The organism is Bacillus sp. AFS029637, assembly GCF_002584985.1.
Lineage (GTDB): Bacteria > Bacillota > Bacilli > Bacillales > Bacillaceae_G > Bacillus_A.
The window spans coordinates 120,958-141,005 of the sequence record NZ_NUPZ01000010.1; the positions used below are offsets into that span (position 1 = coordinate 120,958).

A 20,048-nucleotide genomic window follows, 5' to 3' on the forward strand; every position below is an offset into this window, starting at 1 on the left:
TAAAAGCTTGTTGTTGATGCCGTTACTATATGGTAAAAACTTCATTTTCTCTTCTTTTTATTTTACCTGTTTCTTATTAGAAAAGAAAGGAGAGACAATCGTTTTCAAAATTGTATACATGCTTTAATTTTTTGTGTTAAAGTCTCGTTTTGTAATGTAAAAATACATATAAAAATGAAGTTGTTTCCTGTTTGTCATTGGCAAATATGGGTGGATATGGCATGTATAACGATGGGTTTAAAGGTATTTTCGTTTGGAAACGAGTTCATTATTTTCAGAAAGGAAGTGTAATCATGATTAGTCAGTCGACGTTATTTTTATTCATACTACTTATCATAGGACTTATTGCGAAAAACCAGTCGCTTACTGTAGCGATTGGTGTGTTGTTTTTATTGAAGTTTACGTTTTTAGGAGATAAAGTCTTTCCTTATTTACAAACGAAAGGGATTAACCTCGGTGTAACAGTCATTACAATAGCAGTACTCGTACCGATTGCGACGGGAGAAATCGGTTTTAAACAACTGGGAGAAGCGGCAAAATCGTATTATGCATGGATTGCTCTAGCTTCAGGGGTAGCGGTTGCTTTGTTAGCGAAAGGCGGCGTGCAATTATTGGCGACGGATCCTCATATTACAACTGCGCTTGTTTTTGGGACAATTATAGCGGTTGCCTTATTTAATGGGGTTGCTGTAGGTCCGTTAATTGGGGCTGGAATTGCCTATGCAGTTATGAGTATTATACAGATGTTTAAATAAGGAATTTTATAGTAATATAAAAATTTTGAATTCTTTCTGTTCACAAAAGTCAGATAATTGTTTATAATAGGATTAGAAACTTTGAAAAGTTACATAACAGCAGAGACTTTACACCAGATAAAATAAAAACAACATAAAACAANNTTGTTTTATGTTGTTTTTATCATAAAACTCTTCGGAATTCATTTTCCTCACTAACTTGTTGTTTTGAGCGTGAGGATTCGGGGAGACATTCACGCTCATGCTTTCCATGTTGGTAATGGACATTAAGAGGGGAACATCGCAAAAAATTTGCATGATCGTGCATTTTGCTTGCCTAAAGAGTGAACGGGCGTTCATAATTTATAAGGGGAGCAAATAGATATAAGGAGCAAGGTTGGGAGAATTTTCAGGAAAAGGAGAGAATGTCATGACTGTTATTCGAGGTTTAGAAGGGGTAGTAGCAACAACATCATCTGTGAGCTCTATTATTGATGATACATTAACTTATGTTGGGTATAATATTGATGATTTAGCTGAGAATGCTACGTTTGAAGAAGTAGTGTACTTATTATGGCACCGCAAGCTTCCTAACGAAAAAGAACTAGCGGAATTTACAGATACTGTATCTGAATATTATAAAGTTCCAGGTGAGATTTTAACATATTTGAAACAAGTAGATTTAAAAATCGCACATCCGATGTCTGTTTTACGAACTGCAATTTCCATGCTATCATTATACGATGAGAGCGCTGAAATTATGGATGGAAAGTCCAATTATTTGAAAGCGGTTAAATTACAGGCTCAAGTGGGAACGTTAATTGCTGCTTATGCGAGAATTCGTAAAGGTTTAGACGTTGTTGAGCCGAAAAAAGAGTTATCATTAGCTGCAAACTTCTTGTACATGTTAAATGACCGCGAGCCAAATGAAGTTGAAATTGAAGCTTTTGATAAGGCGCTTGTCCTTCATGCGGATCATGAGTTAAACGCTTCTACATTTACTGCACGTGTTTGCGTAGCTACACTTTCAGATGTATATTCTGGTATTACAGCAGCAATCGGTGCATTAAAAGGTCCTCTTCACGGCGGGGCAAATGAAAATGTAATGAAGATGTTAACTGAAATTGGCGAAGAAGAAAATGTAGAATCATATATTCATAATGCTCTTCAAAATAAAGTGAAAATTATGGGATTTGGCCACCGTGTATATGAGCATGGTGATCCACGTGCAAAACATTTACGTGAAATGTCTAAGAGATTATGCGTGCTTTTAGGAGAAGACAAATGGTATAATATGTCTATCAAAATTGAAGACATTGTAACAAAAGAAAAAGGTCTTCCACCAAATGTTGATTTCTATTCAGCTTCTGTATACCATTGTTTAGGAATTGACCATGACTTATTTACACCTATTTTTGCAATTAGCCGTATGTCAGGCTGGTTAGCTCATATTCTAGAACAATATGAAAACAACCGTTTAATCCGTCCGCGTGCTGATTATAACGGACCAACACATCAAGTGTATGTTCCAATTGCACAACGATAAGCGAAAAACACTATTTTGATAGTGAAAATACGCTTTCAAAAGTCTGATTTTTTCGGAAAGATGTAATGATTAGAATATTTAAATTTGACTAACGGTTTGAACTGAGGGGTTATTCCCTCAGTTTCATACATATGAAATTTCAAACATGGGGGTTATCACATTGACGACAGGTGAAAAAATTACTGTAACTAATGGTGTTATGAATGTACCAAACAATCCGATTATTCCATTTATCGAAGGAGATGGAATTGGTCCTGATATTTGGGCAGCAGCATCTCGCGTACTAGAAGCGGCAGTGGAAAAAGCTTATGATGGTGAGAAGAAAATCGTTTGGAAAGAAGTGCTTGCAGGGGAAAAAGCATTCAACCAAACAGGCGAGTGGTTACCAGAAGAAACTTTAAATTTAATCCGTGAATATTTAATCGCGATTAAAGGCCCACTTACAACTCCAGTTGGCGGTGGTATTCGTTCTCTAAACGTAGCGCTTCGTCAAGAATTAGATTTATATGTATGTCTACGTCCAGTTCGTTACTTTGAAGGTGTTCCTTCACCTGTAAAACGTCCGGAAGATACTGATATGGTTATTTTCCGTGAAAATACAGAAGACATTTATGCTGGAATTGAATATGCACAAGGATCTCCAGAAGCAGAAAAAGTTCTTGCTTTCTTAAAAGAAGCAATGGGTGTTAATAAAATCCGCTTCCCAGAAACATCTGGTATTGGTATTAAGCCAATCTCAGAAGAAGGGACAAAGCGTCTTGTTCGTGCTGCAATTCAATATGCAATTAACGAAAAACGCTCTTCTGTTACATTAGTTCATAAAGGAAACATTATGAAATTTACAGAAGGTGCTTTCAAAAACTGGGGTTATGAAGTAGCGGAACAAGAATTCGGCGACAAAGTATTTACTTGGGCTGAATATGATCGTATCGTTGAAAAAGATGGAAAAGATGCAGCGAATAAAGCGATGGCAGACGCGGAAGTGGCTGGAAAAATCATCGTAAAAGATTCTATTGCAGACATCTTCTTACAACAAATTTTAACTCGTCCACGTGAGTTCGATGTTGTTGCAACAATGAACTTAAACGGAGACTACATCTCTGATGCACTTGCTGCACAAGTAGGTGGAATTGGTATTGCACCTGGTGCAAACATTAACTATGTGACTGGACATGCTATCTTTGAAGCTACACATGGTACAGCTCCAAAATATGCAGGTTTAGATAAAGTAAATCCATCTTCTGTACTTCTTTCTGGTGTATTATTATTAGAGCACTTAGGATGGAACGAAGCTGCGAAATTAGTAACAGCTTCAGTTGAGAAAACAATTGCATCAAAAGTAGTAACATACGACTTCGCTCGTCTAATGGAAGGCGCAACAGAAGTGAAATGTTCTGAGTTCGCTAATGAACTTATTAAAAACATGGATGTAGCGATAATCAAAAACGCATAATTAAAGTGAGGGGTAAATTATGACAATCAAACGCAAGAAAGTTTCAGTCATCGGTGCAGGATTTACAGGAGCAACAACAGCATTCTTATTAGCACAAAAAGAACTTGCAGATGTTGTATTAGTGGACATTCCACAACTGGAAAATCCAACAAAAGGGAAAGCGTTGGATATGTTAGAAGCGAGCCCAGTACAAGGTTTTGATGCTAACATTATTGGAACATCTGATTACGCAGATACTGCTGATTCTGACGTTGTCGTTATTACAGCAGGTATTGCACGTAAGCCTGGTATGAGCCGTGATGACTTAGTAGCAACAAACTCTAAAATTATGAAAAGTATTACGCGCGACATTGCAAAACATTCACCAAATGCGATTATTCTTGTATTAACAAATCCAGTTGATGCAATGACATATTCTGTATTTAAAGAAGCGGGATTCCCAAAAGAACGTGTAATCGGTCAATCGGGCGTATTAGATACAGCTCGTTTCCGTACATTCATTGCGCAAGAATTAAATCTTTCTGTGAAAGACATTACAGGATTTGTTCTTGGTGGACACGGTGACGATATGGTACCTCTTGTACGTTATTCCTATGCAGGTGGCATTCCGTTAGAAACGTTAATTCCGAAAGAGCGTTTAGAAGCAATTGTAGAACGTACACGTAAAGGTGGCGGCGAGATTGTAGGCTTATTAGGAAACGGTAGTGCATATTACGCACCAGCTGCTTCTTTAGTTGAAATGACAGAAGCAATCTTAAAAGATCAACGTCGTGTATTACCGGCTATTGCGTACCTTGAAGGTGAATATGGTTATAGTGACCTTTACTTAGGGGTACCAGTAATTCTAGGTGGTAACGGAATTGAAAAAATTATTGAGTTAGAACTTCTTGCAGAGGAAAAAGAAGCGTTAGATCGCTCTGTAGAATCTGTACGTAACGTTATGAAAGTTCTTGTTTAATAATTAAATATAAGCGGAAAAAGATTCGGGGCCCCGAATCTTTTTCTACTATTTATTAAAATATTTTTTTGAAATAATATGAAAACGCTATCATTTGGTGTATCCTATAATGAAACAATAGACTTATACTATACATTGCCCTCATCATAGTAAGTTTCGGATAAGGTATCGCTTTTAGTAGGATAATAAGGTGAAAAAATCGGAGGGGGTTGTAACATGTTAAAGAAAAAAGTTCAAATTGGTCGTAAAATGGATGAAATTACAGTAGGAGAGAAATTATCTATCACTGAAAAAATTGAGGATAAAGATTTGTTATTGTACTTAGGATTAACGAATGATGCCAATCCATTATATATTCAGCATGATTACGCATCCCAAACTCCGTATGAAAAGCCGATTGTACCAAGCATTATGCTAACTGGGATGATTACAACGGCAGTTACGAAATATTTACCAGGTCCAGGTAGTCATATTACTAGGAAGGACCTTACGTTCGTGAAGCATGTTCACCATTATGAAACGTTACAAATCCACTTTGAAGTTGTGGGTGTTTCTGAGGAGGAACATACAATTGATATGCTTGTATCTGCTCATGATGAAAAAGGAGATACTGTTGTGAAAGGCTCATTAACAGTAACACCGCCTTATAAATCAGTTTCTATTATGGAAAAAGCATTAGATAATTTTTAAAAGATGAAAATACGAATAGCGCTAGCATACCTTTAATAAGGAAGCTAGCGCTATTTTTTTGAAAGGGGGATATAACTGTGAAATGGGAAAGAGAGGATATAATCTTTGAAACGATAAGGGAAGCTGAAGTGTGGGCCGACGGGGTCGCGAATGAAATGTATGGGAGAGTATTTGATGGATATGAAACACCGGATTATAAAATAGCATATGCTCTTTCGTTTTTCCTAGCGCAAAATCAAGATTTTATAGTTCATACGGAAGTGAGCTTTAAAAAAGAGAGAGCGATCTATAAAGTTTGGCAAAATCCTGTGTAGTTGAAGGTGAAGTGTAATTACTTCTATTTTCTTAGTTGTATACAAACGAACTCCATGAATAGACAATTATATTGAGGGGGAACCTGTTTTCTAGTATGATGAGAATAACGGGGAAAATACTAGGATGAAGAAGGTTTCAAGTCTATAACTTGGAGGAAAAGAATGAACAATCGTATTTTAGTAGTTGATGATGAGGAGTTTATCTTAACTTTAATTGAATTTAATTTACAACAAGCTGGTTTTGAAGTGATAACAGCGATGGATGGAGAAATGGCGCTTCAAAAAGCGACAACAGAACGTCCAGATTTAATTATATTAGATTTAATGCTTCCGAAAATGGATGGTATGGAAGTTTGTAAAGAATTACGATTGCAGCGTGTCATGACGCCGATTTTAATGTTAACAGCAAAAGATGATGAATTTGATAAGGTGCTAGGTCTTGAACTTGGGGCAGATGATTATATGACGAAGCCATTTAGTCCAAGGGAAGTTGTTGCCCGTGTGAAGGCGATTTTACGTCGTACGAAATTGCAACAAGAAGAACAAGTTGTAGAAGCACCAGCCGAAGATAGCATTATAATTGCAGAACTTAAAATTTTACCGGAGTTTTATGAGGCTTATTTCCAAGGCAGAAAGCTTGAATTAACACCAAAAGAATTTGAACTACTTGTATATCTTGCGAAAAATAAAAGTCGCGTGTTGACGCGTGATCAATTATTAAGTGCTGTATGGAATTATGATTTTGCTGGTGATACACGAATTGTTGATGTCCATATTAGCCACTTGCGCGATAAAATTGAACAAAATACGAAAAAACCGACGTACATTAAAACGATACGTGGTTTAGGATATAAATTAGAGGAGCCGAAGGGGGATGAATAAATTTCGTTCCAGGCTTCTTTTTACATTTGTTTCTCTTGTTGTGTTTATATTAGTCGGACTAGGTTTATTGCTAGAAACTGTTTTTGAAAACTACTATATAGATCATGCTAAAGAGAGAATGGTAAAAGAGACAGGGTATGTCGCAGTATTAGCAGAAGAACAAGGTTTTGATGATGTTTTAAAAAATCCGTATGTATTTGAAAAGTTAGAAGAGAAAATACCAGCTTCTATTATATTTGTGGATGAAAAAAAGAAAGTTCAATATAGCAAAGGCAAAGGTCAACAAGCTGCATTTAGTCCAGAGATAATTAAAGAACTTTCTTCCGAAACAGCGAAACAAAGAAATAAGGTTATTACGAAAGAAACGGATCAAAAGAATGAGTTTTATCATGCTATATTTGTTCAGGATGTAGAGGGAAAACAAGGATATATTTTGGTGAAAAGTACAATTGATACTTTGAGGGATGTTCACCAAAAAACGTGGGGATTATTAATTATCGGATTTGTTATCGCTTGTCTCGTAGTCGTATTTCTAGGCGTGAAAATTACAGGGCAGTACATTAGGCCGATTGAATCAGTTACGAAAGTTGCAATCGAATTAGCGAAGGGTAATTATAAAGCGCGTGCATACGAAAGTCATTCGGATGAAACTGGGATGTTGAGTAAAGCAATTAATATTTTAGCGCGTAACTTACAAGAGATGACACTTGAACAAGAAATGCAACAAGACCGTTTGCACACATTAATTGAAAATATGGGAAGTGGAATGATTTTAATTGATAGCCGCGGTTATATAAATCTTGTAAACCGTTCGTATAAGGAGACTTTCCACGTAACAGACGAAGAATATTTAGATCGTTTATACTACGAGTCGTTTCATCATACAGAAATTATAGAGCTTGTGGAAGAAATCTTTATGACAGAAGTGAAAGTGCGTAAACAAATGTTGTTGCTACTTGGTATTGAGCGAAAGCATTTTGAAGTATACGGAGCGCCAATTATTGGGACAAACCATGAGTGGAAAGGAATTGTTCTCGTATTCCATGACATTACTGAGCTGAAGAAGTTAGAACAAATGAGAAAAGACTTCTTAGCGAATGTTTCGCATGAACTAAAGACGCCAATTACTTCTATTAAAGGTTTTTCAGAAACGCTCTTGGATGGGGCGATGGATAATAAAAAATTCTGCGAACATTTCTTACACATTATTTTAAAAGAGAGTGAACGCATGCAAGGCTTAATTGAAGATTTATTAGATTTGTCAAAGATTGAGCAACAAGGGTTTAAATTAAATATGGGGACCGTTGATATGAAGGGGCTTCTTGAAGATATTCATATGGTGCTGGATAATAAGGCAGGCGAAAAAGAAATCTCTTTACAAGTGAATGTATTGAAACGTGTTTCTGTCATTGGAGATCCAAGCCGATTGAAACAAATCTTTATAAATTTAATTAATAACGCAGTCGTATATACACCAGCTGGAGGCGTTGTTTCTGTAGAGTTAGCAGAAGATAAATATAATGCTTATATAAAAGTATCTGATACTGGAATTGGTATTAGTAAAGATGAAATTCCACGTATTTTTGAACGCTTTTATCGAGTGGATAAAGCGAGAAGTAGAAATACTGGTGGTACAGGCCTTGGGTTATCGATTGTAAAGCATTTAGTTGAGGCGCATCACGGTACAATTACAGTGGATAGTGAAGTTGGAGAAGGGACAACATTTACGGTTGTTTTACCAAAATCGGCAACTGATAAATAGGATGATGGATGTTTACAATATATTAACAATGGCTTAATTAAATATTAATAAAGCTCTGTTAATATAATAGATGAAAACCCCTTCATCCAAGGAGTAATTTTGGACGAGAATAGTTGTGCTATTCTCGTCACTTCCCTTTATGCTAATATAAGCCTGTATTATATATGAAGGAAAATAACCGTTATTTCTCTTCTCTCTATTAGTCATGTTAATATAGAGAGAGGAAAGGAACGGTTTTTTTCTGTGAAAAAAATCATTTCAAATTTGTATGGGGAGGTTTCGATTTTGGAAAAAAAAGTCGTACTAGTAGATGGTAATAATATCGCGTATCGTGCTTTCTTTGCACTACCGCTTTTAAATAACGACAAAGGTATACATACGAACGCAATTTACGGTTTTACAATGATGTTAATGAGAATATTAGAGGAAGAAAAGCCGACGCATATGTTAGTAGCATTTGATGCAGGAAAAACAACATTCCGTCATAAAACGTATAGCGAGTATAAAGGAGGGCGTCAAAAAACGCCACCTGAATTATCAGAGCAATTCCCGTTTATTCGTGAGATGCTTGATGCATTCAACGTACCACGTTATGAGCTGGAAAATTACGAAGCGGATGACATTATGGGGACGTTAGCGAAAGAAGCTAGTGAGCAAGGGGCTTACGTTAAAGTTATTTCAGGAGATAAAGATTTACTTCAACTTGTTTCTGATAACACACTTGTATGTATTCCACGAAAAGGGATTACAGAAGTAGATGAATATACGACAGAAGCTTTATTTGAGAAATACAGCTTATCACCAAAGCAAATTATTGATATGAAAGGTTTAATGGGAGACCAATCAGATAATATCCCGGGTGTACCAGGAGTTGGTGAAAAAACTGCGATTAAATTGTTAACACAGTTTGGAACGGTTGAAGAGGTGTATGAAAATATAGATCAAGTAAGCGGGAAGAAATTAAAAGAAAAGCTGGAAGCAAATAAAGACCAAGCTCTTATGAGTAAAGATCTTGCAACTATTATTACAGATGCACCAATTACTGTGCATGTAGATGATATGGAATATAAAGGATATGAACCAAGTGATGTCATTCCAATGTTCGAGAGTTTAGGATTTACATCTCTTTTAAATAAGTTAGGTGTTACGCCGGAGGAAACAGCTCCAGCTGAATTAGATGATATTACATTTGATATCGTGGAAGAAGTTACAGAAGAGATGCTTCAGCAAGATAGTGCGCTTATTGTTGAAGTGCAAGAAGATAATTATCATAAAGCAGATATTCAGGGTTTTGGTATTCAAAATGAAAATGGTTGCTACTTTATTCAGACAGACATTGCCCTTAAGTCAGATGCTTTTAAAGAGTGGCTTGCAAATGGAGAAATGAGAAAGCATACATTTGATGCGAAGCGTGCGATCGTTGCGCTTAAATGGAATGGGATAGATATTCAAGGGATTGACTTTGATTTATTAATCGCTGCGTATTTACTTGATCCAGCTGATACGGACAAAGATTTCCGTACTGTAGCGAAAATGAAAGAAACGCATGCTGTGAAATCCGATGAAGAAGTTTACGGAAAAGGCGCGAAGCGTGCTGTTCCAGAGCTAGAAGTAGTAGCAGAGCATGTCGCTCGTAAAGTGCATGTATTATATGATGTAAAGCAAACATTCATTGAAGAGTTAGAAAAAAATGAGCAATATGAACTATTTACAGAGTTAGAATTGCCACTTGCACGTGTATTAGCTGATATGGAAGTAAAAGGTGTAAAAGTTGATACGGATCGTCTTCGTAATATGGGAGAAGAGCTTGCAGGTAGATTAAAGGAAATGGAACAGGAAATTTATAGGCTTGCGGGAACAGAATTTAATATTAATTCACCGAAGCAGCTTGGTGTTATTCTGTTTGAAAACTTAAACTTACCAGTTATTAAAAAGACGAAAACAGGCTATTCTACGTCAGCTGATGTACTAGACAAGCTTATGGATCACCATGAGATCATTCCAAATATTTTACATTATCGTCAATTAGGGAAACTAAATTCAACTTACATTGAAGGTTTATTGAAAGTTGTACATGAAGATTCATGTAAAATCCATACTCGTTTCAATCAAGTATTAACGCAAACAGGCCGATTAAGCTCAACTGATCCGAACTTGCAAAATATCCCGATTCGATTAGAAGAAGGAAGAAAGATTCGTCAGGCATTCGTTCCATCAGAAGAAGGATGGATTATGTACGCAGCAGATTATTCGCAAATTGAACTTCGTGTATTAGCTCATATTGCAAATGATAAAGGGCTAGTTGAAGCGTTCCAACATGACATGGATATTCATACGAAAACAGCTATGGATGTATTTGGTGTTGAAAAAGATGAAGTAACTTCAAATATGAGACGACAAGCGAAAGCTGTTAACTTCGGAATTGTATATGGTATTAGTGATTATGGTCTTTCGCAAAACTTAGGAATTACAAGAAAAGCAGCAGCAGAATTTATTGAAAAGTATTTAGAAAGTTTCCCTGGTGTACAAGAATACATGGAGGACATCGTAAAAGATGCGAAACAAAAAGGATATGTGGCTACATTATTAAATCGTCGCCGTTATATTCCAGAAATTACGAGTCGTAATTTCAATTTACGTAGCTTTGCTGAACGTACAGCTATGAATACACCAATTCAAGGTACTGCAGCTGATATTATTAAAAAAGCGATGATTATTATGGCGGATCGTCTAGAAGAAGAAGGATTACAAGCGCGCCTTCTTCTGCAAGTGCACGATGAATTAATCTTTGAAGCACCAAAAGAAGAAATTGAAAAATTAGAGAAGCTTGTACCAGAAGTAATGGAACATGCAATTGAACTTGCAGTGCCGCTGAAAGTTGATTATTCTTACGGTCCAACTTGGTACGACGCAAAATAAGGACGTGATGAAATGCCTGAATTACCAGAGGTTGAAAATGTTAGACGGACGCTTGAAAATCTTGTGACAGGAAAAACGATTGAAGATGTCATCGTTACTTATCCAAAAATAGTAAAGCGCCCAGATGATGTGGAAATTTTTAAAGAAATGCTAAGAGGCGAGACGATTGAAAATATAAAGCGAAGAGGAAAGTTTTTGCTTTTATATGTAACGAATTATGTCATTGTTTCCCATTTGCGTATGGAAGGTAAGTTTTTACTACATCAAGAGGGTGAGCCGATTGATAAACATACGCATGTCCGTTTCTTATTTACAGATGGAACGGAATTGCATTATAAAGATGTGAGAAAGTTTGGTACGATGCATCTCTTTAAAAAAGGTGAAGAATTAAATCAAATGCCTCTTGCTGATTTAGGACCGGAGCCATTTGATGCTGAATTGACACCGAAGTATTTACAAGAGAGATTGCAAAAGACAAATCGCAAAATAAAAGTCGTATTATTAGACCAGCGTCTTTTAGTAGGGCTTGGAAATATATATGTAGATGAAGTTTTATTCCGTTCTCACATCCATCCGGAACGGGAAGCGTCGTCTTTAACAGAAGAAGAAATCGAGAGAGTATACGAAGCGATTGTTACAACGCTAGGCGAAGCAGTGAAGCGAGGCGGAAGTACAATTAGAACGTATATCAATTCGCAAGGGCAAATTGGTTCATTCCAAGAACTTCTAAATGTATATGGAAAAAAGGGAGAACCATGTGTGACTTGCGGTACGATTTTAGAAAAAACAGTTGTTGGTGGAAGAGGAACACATTACTGCCCAATTTGTCAGCCTAGAATATAGAAAAGAGATAACATCGGATAGGCATTTGTCATATACATACAGCAGAGCTATGTATAAGGGAGGAGCTTACCGATGTACCTTTATTTATCTCTTATTTTATTAGCTTTTACATTAAGCTTAGATAGCTGTAGTGTAGGGCTAACATATGGTTTAAGAAGTGTAAGGATTCCACTAAGATCAATTATAATTATCGGAATCTGTTCAGCGGCTGTTATGCTTGTTTCAATGGGAATTGGACATATGATCGCGAAAATTTTTTCACCTGTTATCGCAACGCGTATCGGTGGGCTTGTTCTTATTGGAATCGGGATTTGGGTATTATACCAATTTTTTCGGAGTGATAAAAAAGAAGAACCGAAGCAAGAAGAGAAGGTTTGGAAATTAGAGATCGCTTCACTAGGACTAGTGATTCAAATTTTACGGAAACCGACAGTTGCAGATTTTGATAAATCGGGAACTATTTCTGCAGGAGAAGCATTACTTCTCGGTATAGCTCTTTCTGTAGATTCGTTTGGTGCTGGAATTGGTGCATCTTTATTAGGATATGCACCTGCGATGATGGCGGTATTAGTTGCAGTGATGAGTTCTTTGTTTTTATTTATTGGAATGAAACTGGGAACGGTTTTATCAAATATGAAATGGTTACAAAAATTTACATTCCTGCCTGGAGTATTACTCATTATTATTGGAATTTGGAAAATGTAAGTACGGGCGTGGAACATTAGTTTCGCGCCTTTTATATTGTGAGGGGGATTATTATGACAGTAGTAATTGGATTAACGGGAGGCATTGCAAGTGGAAAAAGTACAGTGTCTCAAATGTTTCGTGAGCTAAGTATACCAGTTATTGATGCAGATATTATCGCAAGAGAAGTTGTAGAACGAGGAAAACCAGCATATAACAAAATTGTAGAGGTATTTGGAACGGAAGTGTTACAAAAAGGTGGAGAATTGGATCGCCCGAAATTAGGAAGTGTCGTTTTCCATAATGAAGAAAAACGATTGCAGTTAAATAAAATTGTTCATCCTGCAGTGCGTGAGGAAATGAATACGCAAAAGGAAATGTACATAAAAGAAGGGGTGCAAGCGGTTGTGTTAGATATCCCTCTTTTGTTTGAAAGTAAATTAACAAGTCTCGTGGATCGTGTTTTAGTTGTAGCAGTTACACCGAATATACAATTAGAACGTTTAATGAAACGAAATAACTTTTCAGAAGAAGAAGCAACAGCTCGTATTCAATCTCAGATGACATTGGAAGAAAAAGTAAAATACGCAGATGAAGTGATAAATAATGATGGCACAATTATGGAAACGAAAACACAATTACAGGTTATTTTAAAGAAGTGGAACATTATTACTTAAAAAATTGTGAAATTAATGAAAATGCTTAGTGACATATCTTCTTTTTGTGCTATACTATTATTGGGATTAGAGATAAATAGTATAACGCATTCAAGGGGGATAACATATTATGACTCGTGTGGCAATTAATGGATTTGGACGTATTGGGAGAATGGTATTTCGTCAGGCAATAAAAGAAAGCGCATTCGAAATTGTAGCAATCAATGCAAGCTATCCATCTGAAACGTTAGCACATTTAATTAAATATGATACAGTTCACGGCAAGTTTGACGGAACAGTAGAAGCATTTGAAGATCACTTATTAGTTGATGGGAAAATGATTCGCCTTTTAAACAACCGCGATCCAAAGGAATTGCCTTGGGCAGATCTAGGTGTTGAAGTTGTAATTGAAGCAACTGGTAAATTTAATTCAAAAGAAAAAGCAATTCTTCATGTTGAAGCTGGAGCGAAAAAAGTTATTTTAACAGCGCCTGGTAAAAATGAAGATGTAACAATTGTAGTTGGTGTGAACGAAGACCAACTAGATATTACAAAACATACTGTTATTTCAAACGCATCTTGTACAACAAACTGTTTAGCGCCTGTTGTGAAGGTGTTAGATGAGCAGTTCGGAATTGAAAACGGTTTAATGACGACTGTTCACGCTTATACAAATGACCAAAAAAATATTGATAACCCACATAAAGATTTAAGAAGAGCACGTGCTTGCGGACAGTCAATTATTCCGACAACGACAGGTGCTGCGAAAGCGCTAGCAAAAGTTCTTCCGCACTTAAATGGAAAACTTCATGGTATGGCACTTCGTGTACCAACACCAAACGTGTCTCTTGTTGACTTAGTAGTAGATGTAAAACGTGATGTGACAGTTGAAGCTATTAATGATGCATTCAAAACTGTTGCGAATGGTGCATTAAAAGGCATTGTAGAATTTAGCGAAGAGCCTTTAGTATCTATTGACTTTAATACAAATACACACTCAGCTATTATTGATGGTTTATCTACAATGGTAATGGGTGATCGTAAAGTGAAAGTACTTGCTTGGTATGATAACGAGTGGGGCTACTCTCGTCGTGTTGTAGATCTTGTAACGTTAGTTGTTGATGAATTAGCGAAACAAAAAAATGTGCAACATATTTAAGTGAATGAGGGAGAGGGCAAATAAATATTTGCCCTCTTTTTTTATTTTTTTCTGAAAAGGAAAAAATATATGAGTATATTTTAAAAAGTGGACATACCACGAACCGTTGTTATTACTGTATTTGTGAATCATTTATTTTTTTTAGGGAAAAGTAAAGAGGAAATTATGACAGAAAATCGAAAAAACTGTTGTTGCAAAATGAAAATAAACAAAGTATACTAACACTCGTAAACTTAAGAGCTGAGGTACGTAGTCACTACTTAAAGGGTTAGGACCTCTCTGGACTAACTTTCCCCCGTGGTAGTGGAGCAAGCCAAATTGCAAATTAGTTTTCAATTCGAACAGTTAGAATAAATTTACAAGGGGGAACTGTAGAATGGATACTATGGATACGATGGGTCGTCACGTAATCGCTGAACTTTGGGATTGCGATTTCGACAAGCTTAATGACATGCCATATATTGAACAATTATTTGTGGATGCAGCACTAAAAGCTGGTGCTGAAGTACGTGAGGTTGCTTTTCATAAATTTGCACCACAAGGTGTAAGTGGAGTAGTAATTATCTCGGAATCACATTTAACAATTCATAGCTTTCCGGAGCATGGTTACGCAAGTATTGATGTTTATACTTGTGGGGATCGTATTGATCCAAATGTTGCTGCAGAATATATTGCAGAAGGTTTAAACGCGAAAACGCGTGAGAGCATCGAGCTTCCTCGAGGCACTGGTAGCTTCGAAATTAAGCAGAGAGAAACAAAAGCTCTTTAAAAAAGAACATAATTGATTTAAAATGTAAAGAGGTGTATAATGCACCTCTTTTTTAGTTTATAAAAAGGGAAAAACGTAACGTACTCGTTAGTTGAATAAATTGAACTTTTACAAATAAGTTAGCGCTTCATCTACCATCTTATTTTTTGAAAACGGGATGATAACATAATGCGTGTAAACTTAAAGTGGTAAGAGCGTTAGAATGAGTTATATAATATTGTATATATATTTTCAGGCGAAGTGAGTAGAGAAAAAATAAAGGGTATAGTGTAAAGGAGTGAATATATTGCGTTGTCCGTCCTGTTCTCATAATGGCACAAGAGTGTTAGATTCGCGTCCGGTAGACGAGGGACGCTCTATTCGAAGAAGGAGAGAGTGTGAAAGCTGTTTAAGTCGCTTTACGACATTTGAAAGAGTAGAAGAATCACCTCTTATCGTTGTTAAAAAAGAAGGTACACGAGAAGAGTTTAATAAAGAAAAGATTTTACGCGGTTTAATTAAAGCGTGTGAAAAAAGACCAGTATCTTTAAGACAATTAGAGGAAGTAACACAAAGTGTGGAACGTGAGCTTCGTAATTTAGGTATTTCAGAAGTGAAAAGTGATATGATTGGTGAAATAGTTATGGAAGAGCTTCGTGATATCGATGATGTTGCTTACGTACGTTTTGCTTCTGTATATCGTCAATTTAAAGATTTAAATGTATTTATTGAAGAATTGAAAGATATACTGCAAAAAGAAAGAGAATAGAAGCCTATTCAATTCTCTTTACATACTGTAAGTAATGAGATAAGAGAGCTAGGAGCGTAAGCTAATAGCTCTTTTTCGCTAATAAAGTGAAGCTTTGATCAGTAGAGGATAGATTGGATGAGAGAAAGGAAAAGCAAGAATGGAAAAACAGTCATGGATGGAGCTATTGCCGATTGATCGTTATAAAGTAAGTGCGAAAGGGCTACTACATAATTACGACCGAAAAGTGTTAACAATGTTGTATCAACCGTTAATAGGTAGTAGAGCTTTTAGCTTATACATGACGCTATGGGGAGAGTTAGAACAAGATCGTGTATTTGGAAAAGAGAATACACACCATTCCCTTATGGTGACCATGCAAATGCAACTTCCTGAAATATATGAGGAACGAGTGAAGTTAGAGGCAATTGGGCTTTTAAAGGTATATATTAAGAAAGAAAAAGATATTCGAATGTTTATATACGAGTTGCAACCGCCTTTATCTCCAAAGCAGTTTTTTGATGATATTGTTTTAAGTATCTTTTTATACAATCGATTGAGTCGGACAAAATATAATCAAGTAAAGCAATATTTCTTAGAGGAAGAGTTTGATTTTGCCTCTTATGAAAATGTTACGCGTTCGTTCAATGATGTGTTTGGTTCGTTTAATCCAGGACAGCTTGAGCATGCGCAAGAAGACCTTCGTATTCCAAAAACGACAACTATGCCAAGTAACGAGAAGGGAGACGCTCCGAAAGTTTGGAATGATTTCTTTGATTTCTCCTTATTTGTAGACGGATTGTCCGCTCTTGTTCCTAAAAAGGCGATTACAGATCCAGTTCGAGAGTGTGTGATTACGCTTTCTTACGTATATGGTGTAGATGTGTTATCGATGCAAAATATCGTTCTTGGTGCGGTGACAGAGATGCAAACAATTGATATCGAAAGGCTTAGAAAAGGAGCGCGCGATTGGTATCAATTTGAAAACGGGCAAGCATTACCTGTATTAAGCGAAAGAGTGCAGCCTCATAGTGCGCGTATGATGAAAGAGAAAGAGCCTTCAACGCAGGAAGAGATGCTAATAAAGCAGTTAGAAGAAATCTCGCCAAAACAACTATTGAAAGAGATATCTGGTGGTGCAGAGGCGACGAAAGCGGACTTGCAAATCGTTGAAGATGTAATGATCAATCAAAAACTAACGCCAGGCGTTGTAAATGTACTTATTTATTACGTTATGCTACGCTCAGATATGAAGCTCGCGAAAACGTATGTGGAGAAGATTGCTGGTCATTGGGCGCGTAAAAAGGTCGGTACAGTAGCTGAAGCGATGGCATTGGCGAAAGAAGAAAACCGTCAATATCAAGAGTGGGCTGAAACGAAGAAAAAAGGCCGTACGTCGAAGAAAACAGTACGAAAAGAAATGGTACCAGATTGGCTGAAAGAAGAGCCGAAGGAACAAGCGAAAGAAATTGCGAAGAAAGATGTAAGTTCGGAAAAAGGTGCAAGTACGTTAGAAGATGAAAGAAAACGACTAGAAGAAGTGTTGAAAAAATATAAGCGTGATTAATAGAAGAGAATGAACGCTCTTTGAGGTGAGAAAATGGAGCATATTCAAAATTCATTTGCAAAATTAATGGAGAATAAAAATTTTAAAAATAGATATGAAGTATTAAAGGCAGAAGTGATGGCACACCCGCGTGTGAAAGAATTTATAGACGAACATAAAGGTGAAGTAACAACTTCGATGATTGAGCGCAGTCTTGTGAAGTTATATGAATATATTGGACAAAGTGTAGGTTGTGCGGATTGTCCGGATTTAGGATCATGTAAAAACATGCTGCAAGGATATGAGCCAAAGCTTGTTATCCAAGGTAAGATGATTGATATTCAATATGATCGCTGCATTAGAAAAGTAGCGTATGACGAGAGAAAGAAATATGAAAAACTCGTTCAAAGTGTATATATGCCAACTGATATTTTACAGGCAACGATGGAGAATTTAGATCCTTCCGATTTAGATGCACGTATCGATGCAATTGGAGCGGCGAATGAATTTTTAAGTACATATGAACCAGGTAAAAAAGTACAAGGTTTATATTTGTACGGTAAATTTGGTGTAGGGAAAACGTATTTGTTAGGAGCAATCGCGAATGAACTTGCTCGAAAGAAAATAAGTTCGATGCTCGTATACTTCCCGGAATTTTTACGTGAAATTAAAAGTTCGATTCAAGATAATTCAATCGGGGAAAAGATTGATGCGGTGAAACGTGTACAAGTGTTAATGTTAGATGATATTGGAGCCGAAGCGATGTCAAGCTTTGTACGTGACGATGTGCTTGGCGCAATCTTACAATTCCGTATGCTTGAAAACTTGCCGACGTTCTTTACGTCTAACTTTGATTTCAAGGAGCTGGAACATCATTTAACGTATACACAGCGCGGTGAAGCGGAAGAAATGAAAGCAGCTCGTATTATGGAACGAATTAAGTATTTAGCGAAACCAATTCCAATTGGCGGGAAAAACCGTCGTCATAAGTAAAAGAGTAAGCTGAGAAGCTTGCTCTTTTTTTCGTTTGGAATGCTTTTCATAGTAGTCGAATTGTAAAATGAAAAGTTCTTATAGAAAATTCATTGTGGCTTGTATCATTTTTTTCTTTCTCCCTTAATATATATAAAATTAGCAAGCCATATCGAGTGGGTTTTCTAACGATAGGAAATGAAATTCTACTAAGAGTGAACTTCCAAGGGCCAAAACTCTTATAGGATTTGTAACGTATAGATACAATCCTTTAGAGCGGGGATAAAAGGGGGGACAAAAGTGATTGAAATTTGCTTCGAAGAAAAAAATGATGCTATGCACGTATATAAACAACTACTGAAAAGAGCGGAAATGTTATATAAGGAAACGAGTGTGTACTTACAGGAACAGAAAGTTGTGATTCACATACCAGTGCGTGAATCGAATTATATTGAAAAGATTTTATTGCCAGTAATGGTGTATTTCATTGTGAATGTGAAACAAAATGAGTGGATATATACAATTTTAAAAGAAAAGTTTTTTTATGAAGAACAAGAAGAGTGTCATCAAATATTGCATATGGCACAGGAGATTTTAAAGGGAAGAAGAAAAGGTGTAGCTCAGGATTTAACACGCAATACATTTGAATCATACATTAAGTCTTCTTTAAATAACTGGATTTGTGATCCGCTCTCATTCTCGTTTTCATCGTATGTTCGTTTTCGTCTTCGTACATATAGGGAAATGGTAGCTAAGCTTGCGGAAGTAGCGATTGATGAGTATAAGATGGAACAAGAATATCAAATGTTCATTGAGACGCTCCGGCAACAAGTGAGTAGCCGGAAATCGCGTTTGTCCTGTATGCACCTTATTTTTGATGAAAGCTTTATTTTTTATGATGATAAAGGTAGACGTTTAAAACAGGAGAAATTGGTCCAATATATAGATGAAGAATTATTAAAGCAAAAGGATGTATATATTGATACGAAAGTAATTGCACCACTTCTTTCTATTTCGCCGAAAAAAATTTATTTATATACGAAAGAACAAGACCATAATATGATTATTACGTTGCGAAACGTATTTCAAGAACGATTACAATTACATGGATTACATGAGTTTGAACGCAATGTGAAAAACTTAAAAAATAAAGGTAACGCCCTTGATTTTCTAAGTTTTTGAGCATATAATTACCTACATAAATGAAATATATTGAAATGTCATGATGAGGACATGAGTAGTTTTCTACGATTTTCAGAGAGGGAAGCCTTAGGGTGTGAGCTTCCTAGTACGGGATTATTACTTACCACCTCTAAACTTTAGCAGTGAACGATTTTTTTAGTAATTGCTAACGGACAACACCGTTATGTTGAACTTGAGCAATTAACAATTATGTTAATTGGAACAAGGGTGGAACCACGAATTCAACACTCG

General features: G+C 36.3%; 18 protein-coding genes and 1 other annotated feature (1 of these 19 running past the window's edge). All 18 genes read left to right on the forward strand.

Going from position 1 to position 20,048, the window contains the following annotated elements:
• Window positions 1–293: 293 nt before the first annotated feature.
• The 18 genes from COE49_RS03065 to ytxC all read left to right on the forward strand — a co-directional run bounded on the left by COE49_RS03065 (window position 294) and on the right by ytxC (window position 19,796).
• Window positions 294–755, forward strand: a complete 462-nt coding sequence (locus COE49_RS03065; protein ID WP_000625505.1) for a DUF441 domain-containing protein — start codon at window positions 294–296, stop codon at window positions 753–755.
• Between the two features lie 376 nt (window positions 756–1,131).
• Complete coding sequence (citZ, locus tag COE49_RS03075) at window positions 1,132–2,280, forward strand: citrate synthase (protein WP_140417363.1); 1,149 nt, start codon at window positions 1,132–1,134, stop codon at window positions 2,278–2,280.
• Window positions 2,281–2,440: 160 nt separating this feature from the next.
• Window positions 2,441–3,733, forward strand: a complete 1,293-nt coding sequence (gene icd, locus COE49_RS03080) for an NADP-dependent isocitrate dehydrogenase (protein ID WP_000206898.1) — start codon at window positions 2,441–2,443, stop codon at window positions 3,731–3,733.
• Window positions 3,734–3,752: 19 nt separating this feature from the next.
• Window positions 3,753–4,691, forward strand: coding sequence for a malate dehydrogenase (gene mdh / locus COE49_RS03085; RefSeq protein ID WP_088230818.1), 939 nt, complete (start codon window positions 3,753–3,755; stop codon window positions 4,689–4,691).
• A 216-nt stretch (window positions 4,692–4,907) separates the two neighbouring features.
• Window positions 4,908–5,381 carry a MaoC family dehydratase gene (locus COE49_RS03090; protein WP_088230817.1) on the forward strand — a complete coding sequence of 158 codons (474 nt, stop codon included), beginning with the start codon at window positions 4,908–4,910 and terminating at the stop codon, window positions 5,379–5,381.
• Window positions 5,382–5,458: 77 nt separating this feature from the next.
• Window positions 5,459–5,695, forward strand: a complete 237-nt coding sequence (locus tag COE49_RS03095; protein WP_088230816.1) for a hypothetical protein — start codon at window positions 5,459–5,461, stop codon at window positions 5,693–5,695.
• A gap of 162 nt (window positions 5,696–5,857) precedes the next feature.
• On the forward strand, window positions 5,858–6,577 hold the full coding sequence (phoP, locus tag COE49_RS03100; protein ID WP_088230815.1) for a two-component system response regulator PhoP: 720 nt from the start codon (window positions 5,858–5,860) through the stop codon (window positions 6,575–6,577).
• Window positions 6,570–8,339 carry a sensory box histidine kinase PhoR gene (phoR, locus tag COE49_RS03105; RefSeq protein WP_098841308.1) on the forward strand — a complete coding sequence of 590 codons (1,770 nt, stop codon included), beginning with the start codon at window positions 6,570–6,572 and terminating at the stop codon, window positions 8,337–8,339. The genes phoP and phoR overlap by 8 nt, the downstream gene beginning before the upstream one ends.
• A 285-nt stretch (window positions 8,340–8,624) precedes the next feature.
• The gene (gene polA, locus COE49_RS03110) at window positions 8,625–11,258 is read left to right on the forward strand and encodes a DNA polymerase I (protein WP_141556604.1); all 2,634 of its coding nucleotides are present in this window, start codon (window positions 8,625–8,627) and stop codon (window positions 11,256–11,258) included.
• A gap of 12 nt (window positions 11,259–11,270) precedes the next feature.
• Window positions 11,271–12,101 carry a DNA-formamidopyrimidine glycosylase gene (gene mutM / locus COE49_RS03115; protein ID WP_098253180.1) on the forward strand — a complete coding sequence of 277 codons (831 nt, stop codon included), beginning with the start codon at window positions 11,271–11,273 and terminating at the stop codon, window positions 12,099–12,101.
• A gap of 72 nt (window positions 12,102–12,173) precedes the next feature.
• Complete coding sequence (gene ytaF / locus COE49_RS03120) at window positions 12,174–12,806, forward strand: sporulation membrane protein YtaF (RefSeq protein WP_000281732.1); 633 nt, start codon at window positions 12,174–12,176, stop codon at window positions 12,804–12,806.
• Between the two features lie 53 nt (window positions 12,807–12,859).
• Entirely contained in the window at window positions 12,860–13,462 is a 603-nt protein-coding gene (gene coaE / locus COE49_RS03125) for a dephospho-CoA kinase (RefSeq protein WP_088230811.1), read from the forward strand.
• 109 nt (window positions 13,463–13,571) lie between these two features.
• Entirely contained in the window at window positions 13,572–14,600 is a 1,029-nt protein-coding gene (locus COE49_RS03130; protein ID WP_088230810.1) for a glyceraldehyde-3-phosphate dehydrogenase, read from the forward strand.
• Window positions 14,601–14,985: 385 nt separating this feature from the next.
• Entirely contained in the window at window positions 14,986–15,369 is a 384-nt protein-coding gene (gene speD / locus COE49_RS03140; protein WP_098413228.1) for an adenosylmethionine decarboxylase, read from the forward strand.
• Window positions 15,370–15,655: 286 nt separating this feature from the next.
• Window positions 15,656–16,117, forward strand: coding sequence for a transcriptional regulator NrdR (gene nrdR, locus COE49_RS03145; protein WP_001203687.1), 462 nt, complete (start codon window positions 15,656–15,658; stop codon window positions 16,115–16,117).
• Between the two features lie 139 nt (window positions 16,118–16,256).
• Window positions 16,257–17,663, forward strand: coding sequence for a replication initiation and membrane attachment family protein (locus COE49_RS03150; protein WP_088230808.1), 1,407 nt, complete (start codon window positions 16,257–16,259; stop codon window positions 17,661–17,663).
• A 33-nt stretch (window positions 17,664–17,696) separates the two neighbouring features.
• Window positions 17,697–18,635: a primosomal protein DnaI gene (gene dnaI, locus COE49_RS03155; RefSeq protein WP_088230807.1), complete on the forward strand. Its 939-nt coding sequence runs from the start codon at window positions 17,697–17,699 to the stop codon at window positions 18,633–18,635.
• Between the two features lie 279 nt (window positions 18,636–18,914).
• Window positions 18,915–19,796, forward strand: coding sequence for a putative sporulation protein YtxC (gene ytxC / locus COE49_RS03160; protein ID WP_098945700.1), 882 nt, complete (start codon window positions 18,915–18,917; stop codon window positions 19,794–19,796).
• Window positions 19,797–19,827: 31 nt separating this feature from the next.
• Window positions 19,828–20,048: a binding site (T-box leader), on the forward strand; it runs 8 nt beyond the window's last position.